Annotated in this window: 16 protein-coding genes; 9 read left to right on the plus strand and 7 right to left on the minus strand. The window is 73.0% G+C overall.

All coding sequences use genetic code 11. The features are described 5' to 3' along the window. The first annotated feature begins 236 nt into the window (after positions 1-236). Genes ACIBMZ_RS12670 through ACIBMZ_RS12695 form a run of 6 tightly spaced genes read left to right on the plus strand, consistent with a single transcriptional unit; the run spans position 237 to position 5,594 of the window. Entirely contained in the window at positions 237-725 is a 489-nt protein-coding gene (locus ACIBMZ_RS12670; protein ID WP_396693079.1) for a YbaK/EbsC family protein, read from the plus strand. Beyond that, positions 722-1,465, plus strand: coding sequence for a monooxygenase (locus ACIBMZ_RS12675; protein WP_396693081.1), 744 nt, complete (start codon positions 722-724; stop codon positions 1,463-1,465). Before ACIBMZ_RS12670 ends, ACIBMZ_RS12675 begins: the two co-directional genes overlap by 4 nt. Beyond that, positions 1,462-2,037, plus strand: coding sequence for a GNAT family N-acetyltransferase (locus ACIBMZ_RS12680; RefSeq protein WP_396693083.1), 576 nt, complete (start codon positions 1,462-1,464; stop codon positions 2,035-2,037). The genes ACIBMZ_RS12675 and ACIBMZ_RS12680 overlap by 4 nt, the downstream gene beginning before the upstream one ends. A 38-nt stretch (positions 2,038-2,075) precedes the next feature. Beyond that, a complete protein-coding gene (locus ACIBMZ_RS12685; protein WP_396693517.1) occupies positions 2,076-2,882 on the plus strand; it encodes a carotenoid biosynthesis protein in 807 nt (268 codons plus the stop codon). Between the two features lie 52 nt (positions 2,883-2,934). Next, positions 2,935-4,074, plus strand: a complete 1,140-nt coding sequence (locus tag ACIBMZ_RS12690; protein ID WP_396693085.1) for a glycosyltransferase — start codon at positions 2,935-2,937, stop codon at positions 4,072-4,074. 32 nt (positions 4,075-4,106) lie between these two features. Further along, entirely contained in the window at positions 4,107-5,594 is a 1,488-nt protein-coding gene (locus tag ACIBMZ_RS12695; protein ID WP_396693087.1) for a phytoene desaturase family protein, read from the plus strand. A gap of 168 nt (positions 5,595-5,762) precedes the next feature. Here the strand turns inward: ACIBMZ_RS12695 and ACIBMZ_RS12700 are convergent, their stop codons facing one another. Both ACIBMZ_RS12700 and metF read right to left on the minus strand, forming a co-directional pair. Continuing rightward, complete coding sequence (locus ACIBMZ_RS12700) at positions 5,763-6,452, minus strand: CDP-alcohol phosphatidyltransferase family protein (protein ID WP_117228446.1); 690 nt, start codon at positions 6,450-6,452, stop codon at positions 5,763-5,765. Between the two features lie 43 nt (positions 6,453-6,495). Further along, a complete protein-coding gene (metF, locus tag ACIBMZ_RS12705; protein WP_396693089.1) occupies positions 6,496-7,413 on the minus strand; it encodes a methylenetetrahydrofolate reductase [NAD(P)H] in 918 nt (305 codons plus the stop codon). A gap of 158 nt (positions 7,414-7,571) precedes the next feature. On the opposite strand from metF, the gene ACIBMZ_RS12710 reads away from it, so the two are divergent. Further along, positions 7,572-8,654: a polyprenyl synthetase family protein gene (locus ACIBMZ_RS12710; RefSeq protein ID WP_396693091.1), complete on the plus strand. Its 1,083-nt coding sequence runs from the start codon at positions 7,572-7,574 to the stop codon at positions 8,652-8,654. A 105-nt stretch (positions 8,655-8,759) separates the two neighbouring features. On the opposite strand, the gene ACIBMZ_RS12715 is transcribed toward ACIBMZ_RS12710, so the two are convergent. Next, positions 8,760-9,134, minus strand: coding sequence for an Rv2175c family DNA-binding protein (locus tag ACIBMZ_RS12715; RefSeq protein ID WP_396693093.1), 375 nt, complete (start codon positions 9,132-9,134; stop codon positions 8,760-8,762). Between the two features lie 189 nt (positions 9,135-9,323). Here ACIBMZ_RS12715 and pknB point away from each other — a divergent pair, with 189 nt between their 5' ends. Together pknB and ACIBMZ_RS12725 are read left to right on the plus strand one after the other, a co-directional pair. Next, positions 9,324-11,321, plus strand: a complete 1,998-nt coding sequence (gene pknB, locus ACIBMZ_RS12720) for a Stk1 family PASTA domain-containing Ser/Thr kinase (RefSeq protein WP_396693095.1) — start codon at positions 9,324-9,326, stop codon at positions 11,319-11,321. Next, positions 11,321-12,196 carry a deoxyribonuclease IV gene (locus ACIBMZ_RS12725; RefSeq protein ID WP_396693097.1) on the plus strand — a complete coding sequence of 292 codons (876 nt, stop codon included), beginning with the start codon at positions 11,321-11,323 and terminating at the stop codon, positions 12,194-12,196. The genes pknB and ACIBMZ_RS12725 overlap by 1 nt, the downstream gene beginning before the upstream one ends. 60 nt (positions 12,197-12,256) lie before the next feature. On the opposite strand, the gene ACIBMZ_RS12730 is transcribed toward ACIBMZ_RS12725, so the two are convergent. From ACIBMZ_RS12730 to ACIBMZ_RS12745, 4 genes are all read right to left on the minus strand, one after another. Continuing rightward, positions 12,257-13,231, minus strand: a complete 975-nt coding sequence (locus tag ACIBMZ_RS12730; protein WP_396693519.1) for a threonine aldolase family protein — start codon at positions 13,229-13,231, stop codon at positions 12,257-12,259. 161 nt (positions 13,232-13,392) lie between these two features. Then, on the minus strand, positions 13,393-14,799 hold the full coding sequence (locus ACIBMZ_RS12735) for a class II 3-deoxy-7-phosphoheptulonate synthase (protein WP_396693099.1): 1,407 nt from the start codon (positions 14,797-14,799) through the stop codon (positions 13,393-13,395). Between the two features lie 86 nt (positions 14,800-14,885). Next, positions 14,886-15,392, minus strand: a complete 507-nt coding sequence (locus ACIBMZ_RS12740; protein ID WP_396693101.1) for a hypothetical protein — start codon at positions 15,390-15,392, stop codon at positions 14,886-14,888. A 259-nt stretch (positions 15,393-15,651) separates the two neighbouring features. Continuing rightward, positions 15,652-17,271, minus strand: coding sequence for a glycosyl hydrolase family 18 protein (locus ACIBMZ_RS12745; RefSeq protein WP_396693103.1), 1,620 nt, complete (start codon positions 17,269-17,271; stop codon positions 15,652-15,654). Positions 17,272-17,961: the final 690 nt, after the last annotated feature.

Below are 17,961 nucleotides of genomic sequence, written 5' to 3' on the forward strand. Positions count from 1 at the left end.
GCACCTGACGGGAGCCGATGCCGCGAAACACCCGCTCCCGAGGGGTTGGAACGAACGCTCGATGTGCGCCGGCGACACCAGCTATCGAACACTCGTTCTAACTACTGCTGACAGTACACCTTCCCCCCGACGAAAACGCAACGTGTGACGCGCCGGGCTGCCGGAGTGACCCGACGCCGGTCGGCAGGGGTGTGGCCGGGTGCGTCGGCCGTCGGCATACCGGGAAGAATGGCGGAATGCAGTCACACCCGAACGTCCAGGCGGTGCAGGACGCGCTCGACGGCCCGTACACCCGAGACGGCTCCGGCACGCGGGCCCTGGTCCGGCTGCTGCCCGACGCGGTGCATACCGCGGCAGCCGCCGCCGAGGCGCTCGGTGTCGACGTGGGCGCGATCGCCAACTCGCTCGTCTTCGACGCCGACGGTGAACCACTGCTGGTGCTCACCTCCGGCGCACACCGGGTGGACACCGACGTGCTGGCCACCCGGCTCGGGGTCACCCGGCTGCGCCGGGCCACCCCGCAGTTCGTCAAGGAGCACACCGGCCAGGTGATCGGCGGGGTCTCCCCGGTCGGCCACCCGCGCCCGCTGCGCACGCTCGTCGACACCGCGCTGGAGAAGTACGACGAGGTCTGGGCCGCCGGGGGCGTGCCGCAGGCGGTCTTCCCCACCACGTACGCCGAGTTGCTGCGGGTCACCCGCGGGACCCCCACCGACGTGGCGTGAGTAGCACCGAGACCGTCCCCGAACTGGTCACCCTGCACGTGTGGCGGATTCCCCGGGCCGCCCTGGGCCGGGCGCTGGGCCGGATGGCACTCGACCCGCGCCGGCTGCGCGCGCTGCCCGGCGTACGGTTCGGCAAGCTGCTCGGCACCGGGACCGGCACCGGCTTCGGGCCGGGCGACGCCGACCTCACCCGCTGGGCCGCGCTGACCGTGTGGGACTCCCCCGCCGCCGCGGCCCGGTTCGCCGGATCGCGGGTGGAGCGGGCCTGGTCCGGCATCGCCCGGTCCGGGGTACGGGTCGACCTGCGCCCGCTGACCAGCCGGGGCGAGTGGTCCGGTCGGCGACCGTTCGGCGAGCCCGCCGGTGGGCCGGTCCACGGGCCGGTGCTGGCGCTGACCCGGGCCCGACTGCGTCCGGCGCGGGCGCTCACCTTCTGGCGGGCGGTCCCACCGGTCGCCGCCGCCCTGCACACCGCGCCCGGTCTGCTGGCCCGGTTCGGCGTCGGCGAGGCGCCCCTGGGCTGGCAGGGCACGGTGAGCGTGTGGCGGGAACCGGCGGATCTGGTGGCGTTCGCGTACCGTCACCCGGAGCACCGGGCCGCGATCACCCGCACCCCGACCGAGCGGTGGTACGCGGAGGAACTCTTCGCGCGATTCGAGGTACGTGACGTGGTCGGTGACCGGACGGTACTGGGGTGGGTCGGCGACGCGGACGACCCGGCGAAGGGTGAGCGGGCATGAGGTTGGTGCGGTGGACGCCGGACGATCTCCTCCGGCGGCTGGACGACGTGGTCGCCGTCTACGGCGAGGCGATGGGATACCGCGCCGACCTGCTGGAGGCCCGCCGTGGCTACATCGCCACCCACGTACGTCGGCCCGGTTTCCGCGCCGTGGCCAGCCTGACCAGCGAGGGGCACCTGGCCGGCTTCGGTTACGGCTACGTCGGCGGGCCCGGCCAGTGGTGGCACGACCAGGTCTGGCGGGCGCTGGACCAGGGCGACCGCAAGCGCTGGCTGACCGACTGCTTCGAGGTGGTCGAACTGCACGTCCGGCCACCGGCGCAGGGGCACGGCCTGGGCGCCGGTCAACTGCGGGCGCTGCTCACCATGGCCGAGGGCGCCACCACGCTGCTGTCCACGCCGGAGGCGGACGAGAGCACCTCGCGCGCCTGGCGGCTGTACCGTCGGTTCGGCTTCGTCGACGTGCTGCGCGACTTCCGGTTCCCGGGCGACGAGCGCCCGTTCGGCGTACTCGGTCGGGACCTGCCCCTGCCCGGCCCGACGCCGCCCCCGGACCGGCCCGGACAGCCGTGACGCCCTCCGCCCGTCGTGCCCGGGTCTACGCCTGGGCGATGCTCGCCCTGCTGGTGCTGGCCCAGATCGGCTATCCGCTGACCGACGGGACGACCCGGGCCCGGCTGACCGTGGCCACCGTCGTGCTGGGCTACCTGCTCTCGGTCGGCCACGCGCTGCTGTCCCGTGGACCGCGTACGGCCGCGGCGCTGATCGCCACCGCGACCGGGGGCGGCTTCACCATCGAGGCGCTCGGCGTCGCCACCGGCTTCCCGTTCGGCAGCTACGACTACTCGGGACAACTCGGCCCGAAGCTGGCCGGCGTACCGCTGATCATCCCGTTGGCCTGGACCTGGATGGCCTGGCCGGCGTGGCTGGTGGCGACCCGGCTCACCGCCCGGATCGCGGTGGCGGCGGGCCGCTGGCGGTGGCCGACCCGGATCGCGCTGGCCACCGTCGGCCTGGCCACCTGGGATCTCTTCCTCGACCCGCAGATGGTGGCCGAGGGGCACTGGGTGTGGCGGGACCCGACCCCGGCGCTGCCCGGCCTGCCCGGCATCCCGGTCAGCAACTACCTCGGCTGGCTGCTGTTCGCGGTGCTCATGATGACCGCACTGCGCCCGCTCGCCGGACCGGCCGTGAACACCACCGACGCCACCGACCATCCGCTGTACGCGCTCTACCTGTGGACGTACGGCTCCAGCGTGCTGGCCCACGCGGTCTTCCTGGACCTGCCCGCGTCGGCGCTGTGGGGTGCGGTCGGCATGGCGGTCGTCGCGGTGCCGCTGGCGGTCAGCCTGCTGCGGCAGCGCCGATCGGGGCACACCGGCAGCGAACCCCGGCTCCGCGCCGACGTCCCGGCATGAGCGAGCGGACCATCCGGCTCGGGACGACCGGCACCTCGCCGCGCGTACCGGCATGAGCGCGACCTCCGGCCTGTCGCTCGCCGTGTTCGGCGTGCTCGTCGGGCTGACCGGGCACACCCTGGTCAACGCCGGCCGCTGGCTGCGCCGTCCCGTGTCGGGGCCGGTCGAGGTCACCGAGGCGGTGACGGTGCTGCTGCCGCTGCGCGACGAGGCCGCCCGGGTGACCCCGTGCCTGCGGTCCCTGCTCGCCCAGCGTGGCGTACCCGGGTTGCGGGTCGTGGTGCTCGACGACGGGTCCACCGACGGCACCGCCGACGTGGTCCGGTCGGTGGTCGGCGACGATCCCCGGGTCACCCTGGTCACCGGGATCGCGCCGCCGCCCGGCTGGCTGGGCAAACCGCACGCCTGCTGGCAACTGGCCGCCCGCGCCGAACCGTCGACCACCGCGCTGGTCTTCGTGGACGCCGACGTGGTGCTCGACCGGTACGCGGTGGCGGCGGCGGTGACCGAACTGCGGGCCGCCGGGGCGGCGCTGCTGTCGCCGTACCCACGGATCGTGGCGCGCACGGCGGCGGACCGGCTGGTGCAGCCGCTGTTGCAGTGGTTGTGGTTGACCTTCCTGCCGTTACGCGCGATGGAGCGTTCGCCCCGGCCGTCGCTGGCCGCCGCGGGTGGCCAGTTCCTGGTCGTGGACCGGGCCGGTTACCTGCGGGCCGGTGGGCACGCGGCGGTGGCCGACCGGGTGCTGGAGGACATCGAGCTGGCGCGGGCGGTGAAGCGGTCCGGCGGCCGGATCGCCCTCGCCGACGGTTCCCGGCTGGCCGCCTGCCGGATGTACGACGACTGGCCGCAACTGCGCGACGGCTACACCAAGTCGCTGTGGGCCACGTTCGGGCATCCGCTCGCCGCCGCCGTGGTCATGTGCCTGCTGCTCCTGCTCTACACCGCGCCGCCGCTGGTCGCCGTCGGCGCGCTGCTGGCCGGCGCGCCCGTGGTGGCCGCGCTCGCGCTGTCGGCGTACCTGCTGGGGGTGGTCGGGCGGGTGGTCAGCGCCCGCGCCACCGGCGGGCGGGCCTGGCCCGACGCGCTGGGCCACCCCGTGTCGGTCGCGGTCCTCGGTTGGTTGACCGTACGGTCGTACCATCTGCGCAAGCGGCGGCGCCTGTCCTGGCGCGGCCGACCGGTCGGCTAGGCCCTGGTAGGTCCACTCTGGGAGGACATCGCATGGCGCGGATCGTGGTCGTCGGCGCCGGAGTGGGTGGACTGGCGGTCGCCGCCCGGTTGGCCGTCACCGGGCACCAGGTGACCGTCCTCGAACGGGCCGACACGGTCGGCGGCAAACTCGGGCGGTACACGCACGACACCGCCTCCGGGTCGTTCCACTTCGACACCGGTCCCAGCCTGCTCACCCTGCCCGGGATCTTCCACGAGCTGTTCGAGGCGACCGGGGCCAAGCTCGACGAGTACGTCGATCTGGTCGAACTGGACCCGATCGTGCGGCACGTCTTCCCCGGCGGTGGGCCGGTGCTGGACTCCTGCGCCGACCCGGCGGAGTTCGCCGCCCGCATCGGCGCCACCCTCGGCGACCGGGCGGCGGCCGACTGGCAGCGGCTGTGGCGGCGCGCCGGCCGGGTGTGGCGGGCCTCCGAGCACGACATCCTGCGCCGCCGCGTCGACTCGCCCCGGGACCTGACCCGGCTGGCCTGGCGGCTCGGCGACCTGGCCGCCATCCGCCCCGGGCAGAGCCTGCGTGGGCTGGGACGCGCCCACCTGTCCGACCCTCGGCTGCGGATGCTGCTGGACCGGTACGCCACGTACACCGGCGCCGACCCCCGTCGCGCGCCCGCCGCGCTGGTCGCGGTCCCCTACGCGGAACTGGCCTTCGGCGGCTGGTACCTGCGCGGCGGGCTGGGCAGCCTCGCCGACGCGCTGCTGTCGCGCTGCCTGGACCTCGGCGTGGTGGTCCGGACCGGCGCCGCGGTCACCCGGATCGACGCGGCGGGCGGGCGGGTGCACGGCGTACGCGTCGACGGGCAGGCCGCCCCGGTGCCGGCCGACGTGGTGGTGGCCAACGTCGACGCGCTCACCGTCTACCGGGACCTGCTGCCCGACCGGCGTCGGCTGGCCGGGCTCACCGACCGCAGCCTGGCCGGTTTCGTGCTGCTGCTCGGCGTACGCGGCGACTCCGGGCTGGCCCACCACACCGTCTTCTTCCCGCACGACTACGACGCCGAGTTCGACGCGATCTTCGGTGCCCCGGGTCGGGGTGTACGCGCCCGTCCGGCCACCGACCCGACGGTCTTCGTCACGGTGGCCGACGACCCGGCGGTCCGCCCCACCGGACACGAGTCGTGGTTCGTACTGGTCAACGCCGCCCGCCACGGCACCGCGCCCGGGGCGGTGGACTGGCGGCGGCCGGGGCTGGCGGCGGCGTACGCCGACCGGATCCTGGACGTGCTGGCCGAGCGGGGCATGGACGTACGGGACCGGTTGGTGTTCCGCGAGATCCGTACCCCGGCCGACCTGGCCGACTCCACCGGCGCGCCGGGTGGCGCCATCTACGGCACGGCCGGTGGTCTGCTCCGCCCCGCCAACCGGGGGGCGGCGCACGGCCTGTGGCTGGTCGGCGGCTCCAGTCACCCGGGCGGTGGCCTACCGATGGTGACCCTGTCCGCGCAGATCGTCGCCGACGAGATCGGCCCCGCCTGGTAACGGTGCACGGGCGGGCACAGCGCGGCGGGCGCGGCGCACGGCGACACGGGCGGGTGCGGCGCGGCGGGTGCGGCGCGGCGGGTGCGGCGCGGCGGGGATGTTAGGAAGGGCACCTTCCTAACGCCTGCGGTAGAGCAGGGGACCCTTCCTTACCGCCGGGTCGGCGGGTCAGTCGGCGTCGATCAGGGCCCGGCGGACGGCCGAGAGGAGTTGGCCCAGGCCGAAGGCGGCCAGCAGCACCCAGACCGCCGTCGCCATGGTGATCGTGCCGGCCGCCAGATCCAACTCGATCAGCCCGGTCAGGCCGGCCAGCAGAAGCCCGGCGACGGCCACGCAGACCCGGGTGGGTCGCTCCCCCACGGTCACCGCGCCGATCTCCCGCATCCCGGCGGCGACCGCCCGGGCCCGGACGTACTCGTGCAGCCAGGACAGCGCGCCGGCCGCGGCGACCAGGCCGCCCGGCGCGCCGACCAGCCAGAACGCCACCAGCCAGGCGGCCTCGCCGAGCCGGTCGGCCAGCGAGTCGTAGACGTAGCCGAGCCGGGTGGTACGGCCGGTGACCACCGCCACCGCGCCGTCGACGCTGTCGGCCACCGAGGCGAGCAGCACGAACAACGCGGCCAGGAACGGCCCGTCGCCCGGCCGTCCGGCGAACAGCGGTACGCAGAGGCAGAGCAGCACACCGAAGACGGTGACCGCGGTCGGGCCGACCCGGAGCCGACCGAGCAGGAATCCGACGTGGTAGGCGAAACGGAGCCAGCCGCGTACCACGGGGGTGGCCGCCCGGGGATCGAACCCGCCGTGCAGCCGGGCCCACGCCGTGGCGTACTCGTTCCAGTTCAGCTGTCTGCCCACCACGGTTCAACCGACCCGACGGCGCTGAGGTGTCGCGCCCGCCGCGTCACGTCGCGGCGCCCACCCGCAGGTTCTGCCAGATCTCACGGGTCGCGGTGGAGCGGTTGAAGGTGATGAAGTGGATCCCGGGCACGCCCTCGTCGAGCAGTCGCCGGCACATCTCGCTGGTCTGCTCGATGCCGAGTCGACGGACCGCCTCCGGGTCGTCGGCGACCCGCTCGAACCGCGCCGCCAGGGCCGGCGGGAAGGGTGCCCCGGAGAGCTGCTCGGAGCGTTCGATCGTGCCGATCCGGGTCACCGGCATCACCCCGGCCAGGATCGGCGTGTCGCACCCGGCGGCGGCCACCCGGTCACGCAGGCGCAGGTACTCGTCGGCGTCGAAGAACATCTGGGTCACCGCGAAGTCGGCACCGGCCCGGCACTTGCGGACGAAGTGCTCGGTGTCGGTGTCGATGTCCGGCGAGCGGGGGTGACGGTACGGGAAGGCGGCGACGCCGACGCTGAAGTCGCCGGAGCGACGCACCAGGCGGACCAGGTCCTCGGCGTAGTGCACGCCGTCCGGGTGCGGCACCCACTCGCCGTTGGGGTCGCCGGGCGGGTCGCCCCGCACCGCCAGCACGTTGCGCACCCCGACGCTGGCCAGCCGGCCGATCACGTGCCGCAACTCGGCCACCGAGTGGTTGACCGCGGTCAGGTGGGCCATCGGCAGCAGGGTGGTCTCGGTGGCCACCCGCTCGGTGACCGCGACCGTGGTGTCCCGGGTCGTGCCGCCGGCACCGTAGGTGATCGAGACGAACGAGGGGCGCAACGGCTCCAACTCGCGGATGGCCTGCCAGAGCTGCCGCTCACCCTGCTCGGTCTTGGGCGGCATGAACTCGAAGGAGAAGGTCGGCTGACAGTCACGGACCAACTCCCCGATCGCCGGTTGCGAGTTCGGGAGGATCGAGGGAAGTCCGAGCGCCACGCCCCGACTCTAGCGGCCGGTCCCCCGTACCCCCAGCACCTTCCCAGGGGTGGGGACGTGCCCGGAGCCCGACCGAGCGGCCGGTGCGCAGGTGAGCCACGGCGCGCCGGACGGCGGGTGGCTCGCCGTGTCCGGCCCCGACCCATTAGCGTCGGGACGTGACCCACGCTGCTCCCGTCTCCCCCGTCGACCGTGCCGGCCTGCGCCAACGCGTCGACAAGGCACTGGCCGACTTCCTCGCCGCCCGCCGGACCTGGATGACCGGTGTCGACGACGCGCTGCTGCCGGTGGCCGAGGCGATCGAGGCGTTCGTGCTCGGCGGCGGCAAGCGGCTGCGCCCCGCCTTCGCCTACTGGGGATACCGGGGCGCCGGCGGAGTGGACACCGATCCGGTGGTGACGGCCCTCGCCGCGCTGGAGTTCGTCCAGGCCAGCGCCCTGATCCACGACGACCTGATGGACCGGTCGGACACCCGACGGGGTGAGCCAGCGGTACACCGCCGGTTCGCCGCCCGACACCGGTCGGCCGGCTGGGGCGGCGACCCTGACGGGTTCGGCGACGCGGCGGCGATCCTGCTGGGTGACCTCTGCCTGGTCTGGTCCGACGAGTTGCTGCACTCCGCCGGGCTCGACCCGCGGACGGTGGCCCGCGCCCGGCCGGACTTCGACGAGATGCGCACCGAGGTCACCGTCGGGCAGTACCTGGACGTGGTGACCCAGGCCACCGGCGACACCTCGCTGGAACGGGCCGGCAAGGTCGCCCGGTACAAGTCGGCGAAGTACACGGTGGAGCGGCCACTGCTGCTCGGCGCCGCGCTGGCCGACGCGCCCGCCGACGTCCGCATCGCCTACTCAGCGTACGGGCTGCCGCTCGGTGAGGCGTTCCAGTTGCGCGACGACGTGCTGGGGGTCTTCGGCGACCCCGCGCAGACCGGCAAGCCGGCCGGTGACGACCTGCGCGAGGGCAAGCGGACGTACCTGGTCGCCGCGGCGATGGAGGCCAGCGACGAGGCCGGGCGCGCGCTGCTGCTGGCCGGGCTCGGCGACGCCGACCTGGACACCGAGGGCGTGGCCCGGTTGCGTGAGCTGATCAGCTCGACCGGGGCGCTGGCCCGCACCGAGCAGCGCATCGTCACGCTCACCGACGTGGCGCTCGCCGCACTGACCGCCGTGGACCTGGACACCGAGGCCCGCCAGGCCCTGGTGGACCTGGCCATCGCCGCCACCCGCCGGGCCGACTGAGCGGCGCGGCCACGCGACCGCGCCGCCGACGGATTCGCCGCGGGCGGCCCGGTCGCGCACGATTCCGTCACGGGCACGTCCGTCTGCCGGTCGGTCAGCGGCAGGTCAGAAGCCGAGGGCCTGTGCCCGGCGCTTGATCTCGCGGGCCTGGTCGCCGCCCAGGGCGGTGGCGGGGGTGCCGCCGGGCAGGGACGGGTCGGGCTCGTAGAGCCAGCGCAGCGCGGCCTCGTCGTCGTAGCCGGCGTCGGCCAGCAGGGTGAGCACGCCGGGCAGGTGCTTGAGCACGGTGCGGTTGGCCACCAGGTCGGCGGGGATCCGCCGGACGCCGTCGCGGCGTACCGCGATCAGCTCGCGATCCCGGATGAGCTGGTGGACCTTGCTGATCGTCAGGTCGAGCCGTTCGGCGACGTCCGGCAGGGTCAGCCAGTCGGCGGGGCCGGCCTCGGACGCGGTGCCCTCGGCGGGTACGGAGTCGGTCACCGGACCACCCTGCCATGCCCCCCTCCCCCCGGGTCAACGACCTCCCGTCACTGCGCTGAGCAGGGACGGCGGCACCCGGAGTACCCAGGGTGGCCCCACGGAGGCGGCCACGGCGGTAGCATCCTGTTCTACCTACCACCCGAACACATAATTCTGCCTTCCACCCCCGGACACATAGACTCCCTGCCGATGGACACACAGGTCGCCGACACGTTGCTGGGCTCGCTGATCGACGGGCGCTACCGCATCCGCGGTCGCGTGGCTCGTGGCGGCATGGCGACCGTGTACACCGCCACCGACGAGCGGCTCGAACGCACCGTCGCGCTGAAGACCATTCACGCCACCGCCGGTGCGCCGGGACGCCCCGGGCTGGCCGGCTTCGTCGACCGTTTCACCGACGAGGCCAAGACCATCGCCCGGCTCACCCACCCCAACGTGGTGGCGGTCTACGACCAGGGCACCCACGAGGGCATGCCCTACCTGGTGATGGAGTACGTGCGCGGTCGCACGCTGCGCGAGGTGCTGGCCGAGCGACGCCGACTCAACCCGGACGAGGCGCTGGCGATCACCGAGCAGATGCTGGCGGCGATCGCCGCCGCCCACCGGACCGGGCTGGTGCACCGCGACATCAAGCCGGAGAACGTGCTGGTCGCCGAGGCGCCCAGCGGCGGCCCGGCCAACCTCGTCGACGGGGTCGTCAAGGTCACCGACTTCGGGCTGGCCCGCGCGGTCGAGGCCAGCACCGACCACGACAACGGCAACCAACTGATGGCCACCGTGGCGTACGTCGCCCCGGAGCTGGTCACCGACGGCCGCGCGGACGCCCGCACCGACGTCTACTCGGCGGGCATCGTGCTGTTCGAGATGCTCACCGGCCGGGTGCCGTACGAGGGCAACCGGCCGATCGACATCGCCTGGCAGCACGTCGACCGGGACGTCCCGGCACCCTCGACGCTGGTCCCCGGCCTGCCCAGAGTGCTCGACGACCTGGTGGCCCGGGCCACCCGGCGTGACCCGGCAGGGCGGCCCGCCGACGCCGGGGCCCTGCTGGCCGAGGTGCAGGTGGCCCGGGACGGCCTCGGCACCGCGAACAGCCACACCGCCATGCTGCCGTCGCTCGCCGACGGGCCGGTGGTCTCCCAGCCGACGATGGTCGTATCGACGGTCCGCCCGCCCGAGCGACCGCCCTGGGCCCGGTTGCCCGAGGGCAGCGCGGGTCCGCCGCCCCGGGGCCGACGCCGGGCCGCGCCGAGCGGCGCCGACGGGCTGCCCGCCCACCTGGCCGCGCTGCGTGCCCGCCTGTTCGGCGGGGACTCCGGCGGGCGTCTGGCCATCGCCGCCGTCGTGGTGGTGCTCGGGCTGGTCGCCGCGCTCGGCGGCTGGTGGTTCGGGGTCGGCCGGTACACCACCGCGCCGGAACTGGTCAGCATGAGCAAGGTCGAGGCGGAGTCCCAGGCGTCCCAGGGCGGCTTCACGGTGCGCTACGCCGAGCCCCGGTACGACGACGAGGTCCCGCGTGACGGTGTGCTGACCCAGGAGCCGGCCTCCGCCGCCCGGATCCTCAGGGGCGGCACCATCACCCTGACCCTGTCGTTGGGGCCGGACCGGTTCCCGATGCCGGACGTGGTCGGCAAGGACTTCGACCTGGCCGAGGCGGACCTGGCCAACGCCCAGCTCAAGGTCGTCAAGGGCCCGGAGCGGTACGACGACGGCCTGCCCGAGGGCATGGTGGTGGCCACCAAGCCGGAGGCGGGCGAGGAGGTCAAGTCGGGGCAGGAGATCACCGTCTTCCTCAGCAAGGGACGGGCCCCGATCACCGTGCCGAACCTGGTCGGCAAGAGCCTCAACGAGGCACGCGGGATCATCGGTCAGCTCGGCCTGGTGCTGGTCGAGCCGACCTACAAGGAGTCCGACAAGCCCCGCGACGAGGTGCTCGGGCAGAGCCCGGCCGACGGCAGCGGAGTGGAGAAGGGCGCCCAGGTCCGGCTGGAGGTCAGCGAGGGGCCGCCGCAGGTGACCGTGCCCCGCGTCGTCGACCTGCCCTGCCAGCAGGCCAAGCAGGTGCTGGAGAGCGCGGGCTTCCAGGTGTCCGTGCAGTTCAACCCGAACGCCGTCGCCCGGTTCCAGAACCCGAGCGAGAACGCCCAGGTGCCGCCCGGCAGCCAGATCACCATCGGGTGCTTCTGATGACGGCCGCGCACCCCGACCACCGGCCGCTCGGCTCGCACACGCCCACCTCCGGCGGGCTGGCGAAGGCGGCACTGCCGTACGTCGACGCGGCCGGCTCCGAGGTGGCTCAGGTCTACGTCGGCAACTCCCGGGGCTGGGCGACACCGGCCGGCGACCCGGTGCAGGACGCGCTGTTCCGCGACGGCTGCGCCGAACGCGGCGTGGCCGCGTACATCCACGCGTCGCTGCTGGTCAACCTGGGGTCACCGACGGAGGCCACGGTCGAGCGCTCGGTGCACAGCCTCGCCCATGCGCTGCGCCGGGGTGCCGCGATCGGCGCGCGTGCGGTGGTGTTCCACGCCGGCAGCGCGGTCGACGCCGGGCACGCCGACGCGGCCATGCGGCAGGTACGCGAGTCGCTGCTGCCGCTGCTGGACTCGGCCGCCGCCAACGGCGGGCCGATGCTGCTGGTGGAGCCGAGTGCCGGTGGGGGCCGCTCCCTGGCCAGCCGGGTGGAGCATCTCGGGCCCTACCTCGACGCGGTGGATCGTCACCCCTGGCTCGGCGTCTGCTTCGACACCTGCCACGCCTGGGCGGCCGGGCACGACCTGGCCGCCGAGGGCGGGATGACCGAGACGCTGGACACCCTGGTCGCCACCGTCGGTGCGGACCGGCTGCGGCTGGTGCACGCGAACGACTCGAAGGACCTGTGCGGTTCCACCCGCGACCGGCACGAGACGATCGGCAAGGGCACGATCGGCGAGCCGGCCTTCGCCGAGCTGATGCGGCACCCGGCCACCGCAGGCGTACCGATCCTGGTGGAGACGCCCACCGAGGGATACGAGGGCCACGCCGCCGACATCGCCACGCTGCGCCGCCTCGTCCCCGCCTGACCGGCTCCCCCAGGTCGCCGCGACCCGCCGCCGTGCGCGAACGCGCGGCGGGCGGACCGATCAGCGGCGCAGGATGCCGGTGAGCACGGTGGCGGCCCGGTCCACCTCGTCGTCGGCCACGTCGAAGTGGGTCACCAGCCGTGCGGTACGCGGGCCGAGGACCGAGACCAGGACGCCCTCGTCACGAGCGGCGGCGGCCAGCGTCGGCGCGTCCAGGGACGCCTTGGTCAGGTCCAACGGCACCAGGTTGGTCCGCACGACATTCGCCAGCACCCCGAACGGGGCGATCGCCTCGGCCAGCCGGGCCGCCTTCGCGTGGTCCTCGGCGAGCCGGTCGACGTGGTGGGCCAGGGCGTACCGTCCGGCGGCGGCCAGGATGCCGGCCTGCCGCATTCCGCCCCCCATCCGCTTGCGGATCAGGCGGGCCCGGTCGATCCGCTCGACGCTGCCGACCACCAGCGAACCGACCGGTGCGCCGAGCCCCTTGGAGAGACAGACCGACAGCGTGTCGAACAGCGCACCGTACCCGGCCAGCGGCACCCCGTCGGCGACGTGCGCGTGCCAGATCCGGGCACCGTCGCAGTGCAGCGCCGCCTGCGCGGAGTCGGCCACCTCACGCAACGCGCGGAGCGTGTCCAGCGGGATCACCCCGCCGCCACCCCGGTTGTGGGTCTGCTCCACGGCGATCGCCCGGGTCGGCACCGCCCAGTAGCCGTCCGGCCGGACCATGCCGGCGACCACGTCGGGGTCGATCTCCGCGCCCACCGCCGGCCAGGTCCGCGAGGTGATTCCGCCGTACGCGGCAGCCGCGCCCATCTCGTACGTGATGACGTGCGCGTCGGCGTCGCAGAGCAACTCCGCGCCGGGCGGCACCACCAGTTGCAGGGCGATCTGGTTGGCCATCGACCCGCTCGGGCAGAACAGCGCCGCCTCGTGCCCGAACAGCGCGGCGACCTCGGCCTCCAGCGCGTTGACCGTCGGGTCCTCACCGTAGACGTCGTCGCCGACCTCGGCGGTGGCCATCGCCTCCCGCATCCCGGCGGTCGGCCGGGTCACCGTGTCCGACCGCAAGTCGATGAACCTAGCCACAACTGTCCCTTCGGCCGCCGACTGCGGGGCTCGCAAGCTCACTCCTCGCGTCAGCCACTGTCATTTCTGGGCTACCGACTGCGGGGCTCGCAAGCTCACTCCTCGCGTCAGCCACGGAGCATCTCCGCTACGAGGAACGCCAACTCCAACGACTGCTGGGTGTTCAGGCGCGGGTCGCAGGCGGTCTCGTACCGGCCGGGCAGGTCCAGGTCGGCGATGTTCTGCGCGCCGCCCAGGCACTCGGTGACGTCCTCGCCGGTCAGCTCGACGTGCAGGCCGCCCGGGTGGGTGTCCAGCCCCCGGTGCACCTCGAAGTAGCCCAGCACCTCGTCGACGATCCGGTCGAAGTGCCGGGTCTTGTAGCCGTTGGACGACTCGTGGGTGTTGCCGTGCATCGGGTCGCACTGCCACACCACCTTGGCCCCGGCGGCGGTCACCTTCGCCACGATCGGCGGCAGCGCGTCCCGGACCTTGTGGTTGCCCATCCGGCTGATCAACGTCAGCCGGCCGGGGACGTTGTCCGGGTTGAGCTTCTCGCACAGCTCGATGGCCTCGTCCGGCGTGGTGGTCGGGCCGAGCTTGACGCCGATCGGGTTGGCGATGCGGGAGATGTAGTCGATGTGCGCCCCGTCGATCTGCCGGGTCCGCTCACCGATCCACAGGAAGTGCCCGGACAGACCGTACGGCCGGCCGTCGGAGACCCGGCTCAGCGCCCGGTCGTACTCCAGCGCGAGGGCCTCGTGGGAGCAGTAGAGGGTGACCGTACGCAACGCCTCCTCGTCGGTCATCCCACAGGCCCGGATGAAGGCGAGCGCCCGGTCGATCTCGCGGGCGATCGCCTCGTACCGCTCACCGGCCGGGGAGTTGCGCACGAAGCCCTTGTTCCAGTCGTGCACGGCGTGCAGGTCGGCCAGCCCGCCGGAGAGGTAGGCGCGGAGCATGTTCATCGCGGCGGCCGAGTTCGCGTACGCCCGGATCATGCGTTGCGGGTCGGCGACGCGCGCCTCCGGCGTGGCCTCCAGCGAGTTGATCATGTCGCCGCGGTAGGCCGGCAGCCCACGGGCGTCGGTCGGCAGCGACCGCGGCTTGGTGTACTGCCCGGCCACCCGGGCCACCTTGACCACCGGCAGCGATGCGCCGTAGGTGAGCACGATCGCCATCTGTAGCAGCGTGCGGGCGTTGGCCAGCAGGTGGCTCTCGGTGTTGTCGGCGAAGGTCTCCGCGCAGTCACCGCCCTGGAGCAGGAACGCCTTGCCCTCGCAGACCAGCGCGAGGCGCCGACGGAGCTGATCGACCTCGTACGGCGCGACCACCGACGGAACCCGGTCGAGCACCTTGCAGACCTCGGCGACCTGGGCCGGGTCCGGCCAGGGTGGGGTCTGGGCCCGCGGCAGCTCCCGCCAGCGGTCCAGGCCGAGGGCGTCGTCCTCGGCGGAGTTCACGGTCGGACGGCTGGTCTGCAACACCGGGCTGCCCACCGACGGATGGCTCAACTGATGCCACTCATGGCGCATGAATCCCAGCGTACGGCGACCGGCCGGGTGGGTGACCGGCGAGGGGCCGGGTTCCGGCAGATGGACGGGTCAGGCGGCGAGGCAGGTCACGGAGTCGGTGCCGGGGCGCTGCCGTCCGGCGCCACCGGGGCGGGACTGTTCCCGCCCGGCCGTTCGGCGGAGATGCACCAGTCGAGTCCGTCCCTGGTGACCGTGAACAGCAGCGCGCGGGTGGCCTCGCGGCGACCGGCGGTCACCGTGACCGAGACGCTGACCTCCTGCCCGGCCGCCCCGGGCCGGATGTCGACGATCTCGGAGCGCGGCACCTCGAAGTGGTCGGCGAAGTCCCCGTTCGGGCCGGTGGCGGCGGCGTCGAACGCCTCGTGCAGCGCGGCGCAGAGCTGGCTGCGCCCGGCCGCCACGTCCTTGGCCGCCATCGCGTCGAGGTACGCCTGCACCCGCTCGCGGGCCTTGGTCATGGCCTCCTCGGCGGGCGCCCGGCCGGGCTGCTGCGCCTCGTCCCCGCCGCCGAGCAGGCCGCACCCGACCAGCGCGGACGGCATCGTCGCGAGCAGCACGGCGCTGACGACCGACCGCCGGAACCTCGTCGGCATCGTTGTCGTCACCTCCCGTCCGCTCGATCGGCGAGTCTGTCACACCCGCCGCTGATGTAAGGAAGGGGCCCTTCCTATCGCTTTTCGTATAGGAAGGGCCCCTTCCTTACACCGCACCCGCACCCGCCCGCCGTACCCGCGTGCGCCCGCCGTACCCGCGTGCACGCCCCACCGACGGATGCGCGGTGGGTGGGCAGGCGGACGGGGAGGGGCCGGTGCGGCCCCTCCCCGTCGTGTGGGTGATGCGTCGGCCTTCGGCTCAGCCGAGACCGCCCTTGATGGCGCCGATCAGCTCGCCGTTGCTGGTGTCTCCGGAGAGCTCCCAGAAGAAGGCGCCACCGAGGCCCTGGTTCTTCGCGTACGTCATCTTGCCGCCGATGGTGGCCGGGGTGTCGTAGCTCCACCAGTTGCTGCCGCACTTGGCGTACGCGGTGCCGCCGACGGTGCCGGTGGCCGGGCAGGTGTTCTTGAGCACCTTGTAGTCCTCGATGCCCTGCTCGTAGGTGCCGGGGGCCGGTCCGGTGGCGGTGCCGCCGGGCGTCGTCTGGGTGACCCCGGTCCAGCCCCGGCCGTAGAAGCCGATGCCGAGCAGCAGCTTGTTGGCGGGGATGCCCTTGCTCTTGAGCTTCTGGATGGCCGCGTCCGACCAGAAGCCCTGCTGCGGGATACCGGTGTACGAGTTGAGCGGCGAGTGCGGCGCCGTCGGCCCCTGCGCGTTGAAGGCGCCGAAGTAGTCGTACGTCATCGGCATGATCCAGTTGAGGTGGGTCGCGGCACCGGCGTAGTCGGTCGCGTCGATCTTGCCGCCGTTGCTGCCGTCCGCAGTGATCGCGGCGGTCACCAACGCCGAGGAACCGAACCGGGTACGCAGCGCGCTGATCACGTTCTTGAACGCGTTCGGGCCGCTGGCGTCACAGGTCAGGCCACAGGCGTTCGGGTACTCCCAGTCGATGTCGATGCCGTCGAAGACGTCCGCCCAGCGCGGGTCCTCGACCATGTTGTAGCAGCTCTCCGCGAAGGCGGTCGGGTTCTGCGCGGCCTGGGTGAAGCCGCCGGACCAGGTCCAGCCGCCGACCGAGAAGATCACCTTGATGTGCGGATACATCTTCTTGAGCTTGCGCAGTTGGTTGAAGTTGCCCCGCAGCGGCTGGTCCCAGGTGTCGGCGACGCCGTCCACGCTCTCCGCCGCGGTGTACGCCTTCTCGTAGTCGGCGTAGCTGTCACCGATGGTGCACCGGCCGCCGGTGGTGTTGGCGAAGGCGTACAGGATGTGGGTCAGCTTGGCCGCCGAGCCGCTGGTGTGGATGTTCTTGACGTGGTAGTTGCGGCCGTAGACGCCCCACTGGGTGAAGTAGCCGACGACCTTCTGGCCGCTCGGCGGCGGCGTGGTCGGGGGCGGGGTGGTGGGCGGCGGGGTCGTGGGCGGAGCGGTGGTCGGCGGGGTGGTGGTGGGCGGCGTCGTGGTGGGCGGCGGGGTGCCACCGCCGCAGGCCACGCCGTTGACCGTGCAGTTCAACGGCGCACGGTACGCACCGGTGCCGTTGTAGCCCCAGCTGAAGGAGGCGCCCGGGGCCAGCCCACCGGCCCAGCTCTTCTTGACGGCCACGTAGCGGTTGCCGTTGCGGGTGACGTCGGCGTCCCAGGAGCTGCTGATGCTGGTGCCCGAGGGCAGCTCGAACTCGATACGCCAGGTGCTGACGGTGGCCGTCGAGCCGTTGGTGACGGTGACCCGCGTCTCGTGACCGGTCCCCCAGTCCGACACCCGGCTGAACGAGGTGGTCACGCTTCCGGCGCCGAACGCCGAGGCCATCGGGACCGTGGCGACGGTCACCGCGACCACGGCGCCGACCCAGAGGGCCCGGCGGAGCGATCTCTTCATGTGGCGTCTCCAAACAGTTAGGAAACTTTCCAAAAGGATGAGGAGACGCTACTCACACGACACCACTTCGTCAAGATGTCCATGTATCGATCACCGGCCCGACCGGAACCCCTCCGACCTCGGAGCACACCACCCCCGAGCAGCGGAACCAGCGTCCACCGCCGGGCGACACCACCTGCACGCGCCCGTCGGGCCACCCACCCGTACCGGCGAAATCGGGCACACCACCCAACACGCCCGGATCGGGGCCGGATCACCACCGACAGCCCGCCAGGTTGCCGGTCAAATCACACCCGCCGCCGAACATCCATCGACACCGGCCGCTCGCTACACATACCGCCGATGCCGGAATTCGGAGCCCGTCGAAACCGTGTAGACCCCATGGAGATTCCGTCTCGGTTTCACGAAGATTCCATGTCGAATCCGTGAATATCGGAATCGATCGAATTCATCACAAGCAATGGCGTGCCGATCCCCGCAGCCGAAGAATGCGGCGCCACCGGCCGCCGGGAGGCGCGTGGGGCATACGGACGAGCAGAAGCCATCGGAACATCCACGGCTACACGACGTGATCGCCACGACTCTCGATCGACCGATTTGCCCTGAAATTGCCGCCGTCGGAGGTCCCGGCTGATTACCGATCCTCCATCCCAGAACCGCGCTTGTGCCTCCCATGCTGCCCGCAATGAC

It is taken from the genome of Micromonospora sp. NPDC049900, assembly GCF_044461025.1.
Classification (GTDB): Bacteria; Actinomycetota; Actinomycetes; order Mycobacteriales; family Micromonosporaceae; genus Micromonospora.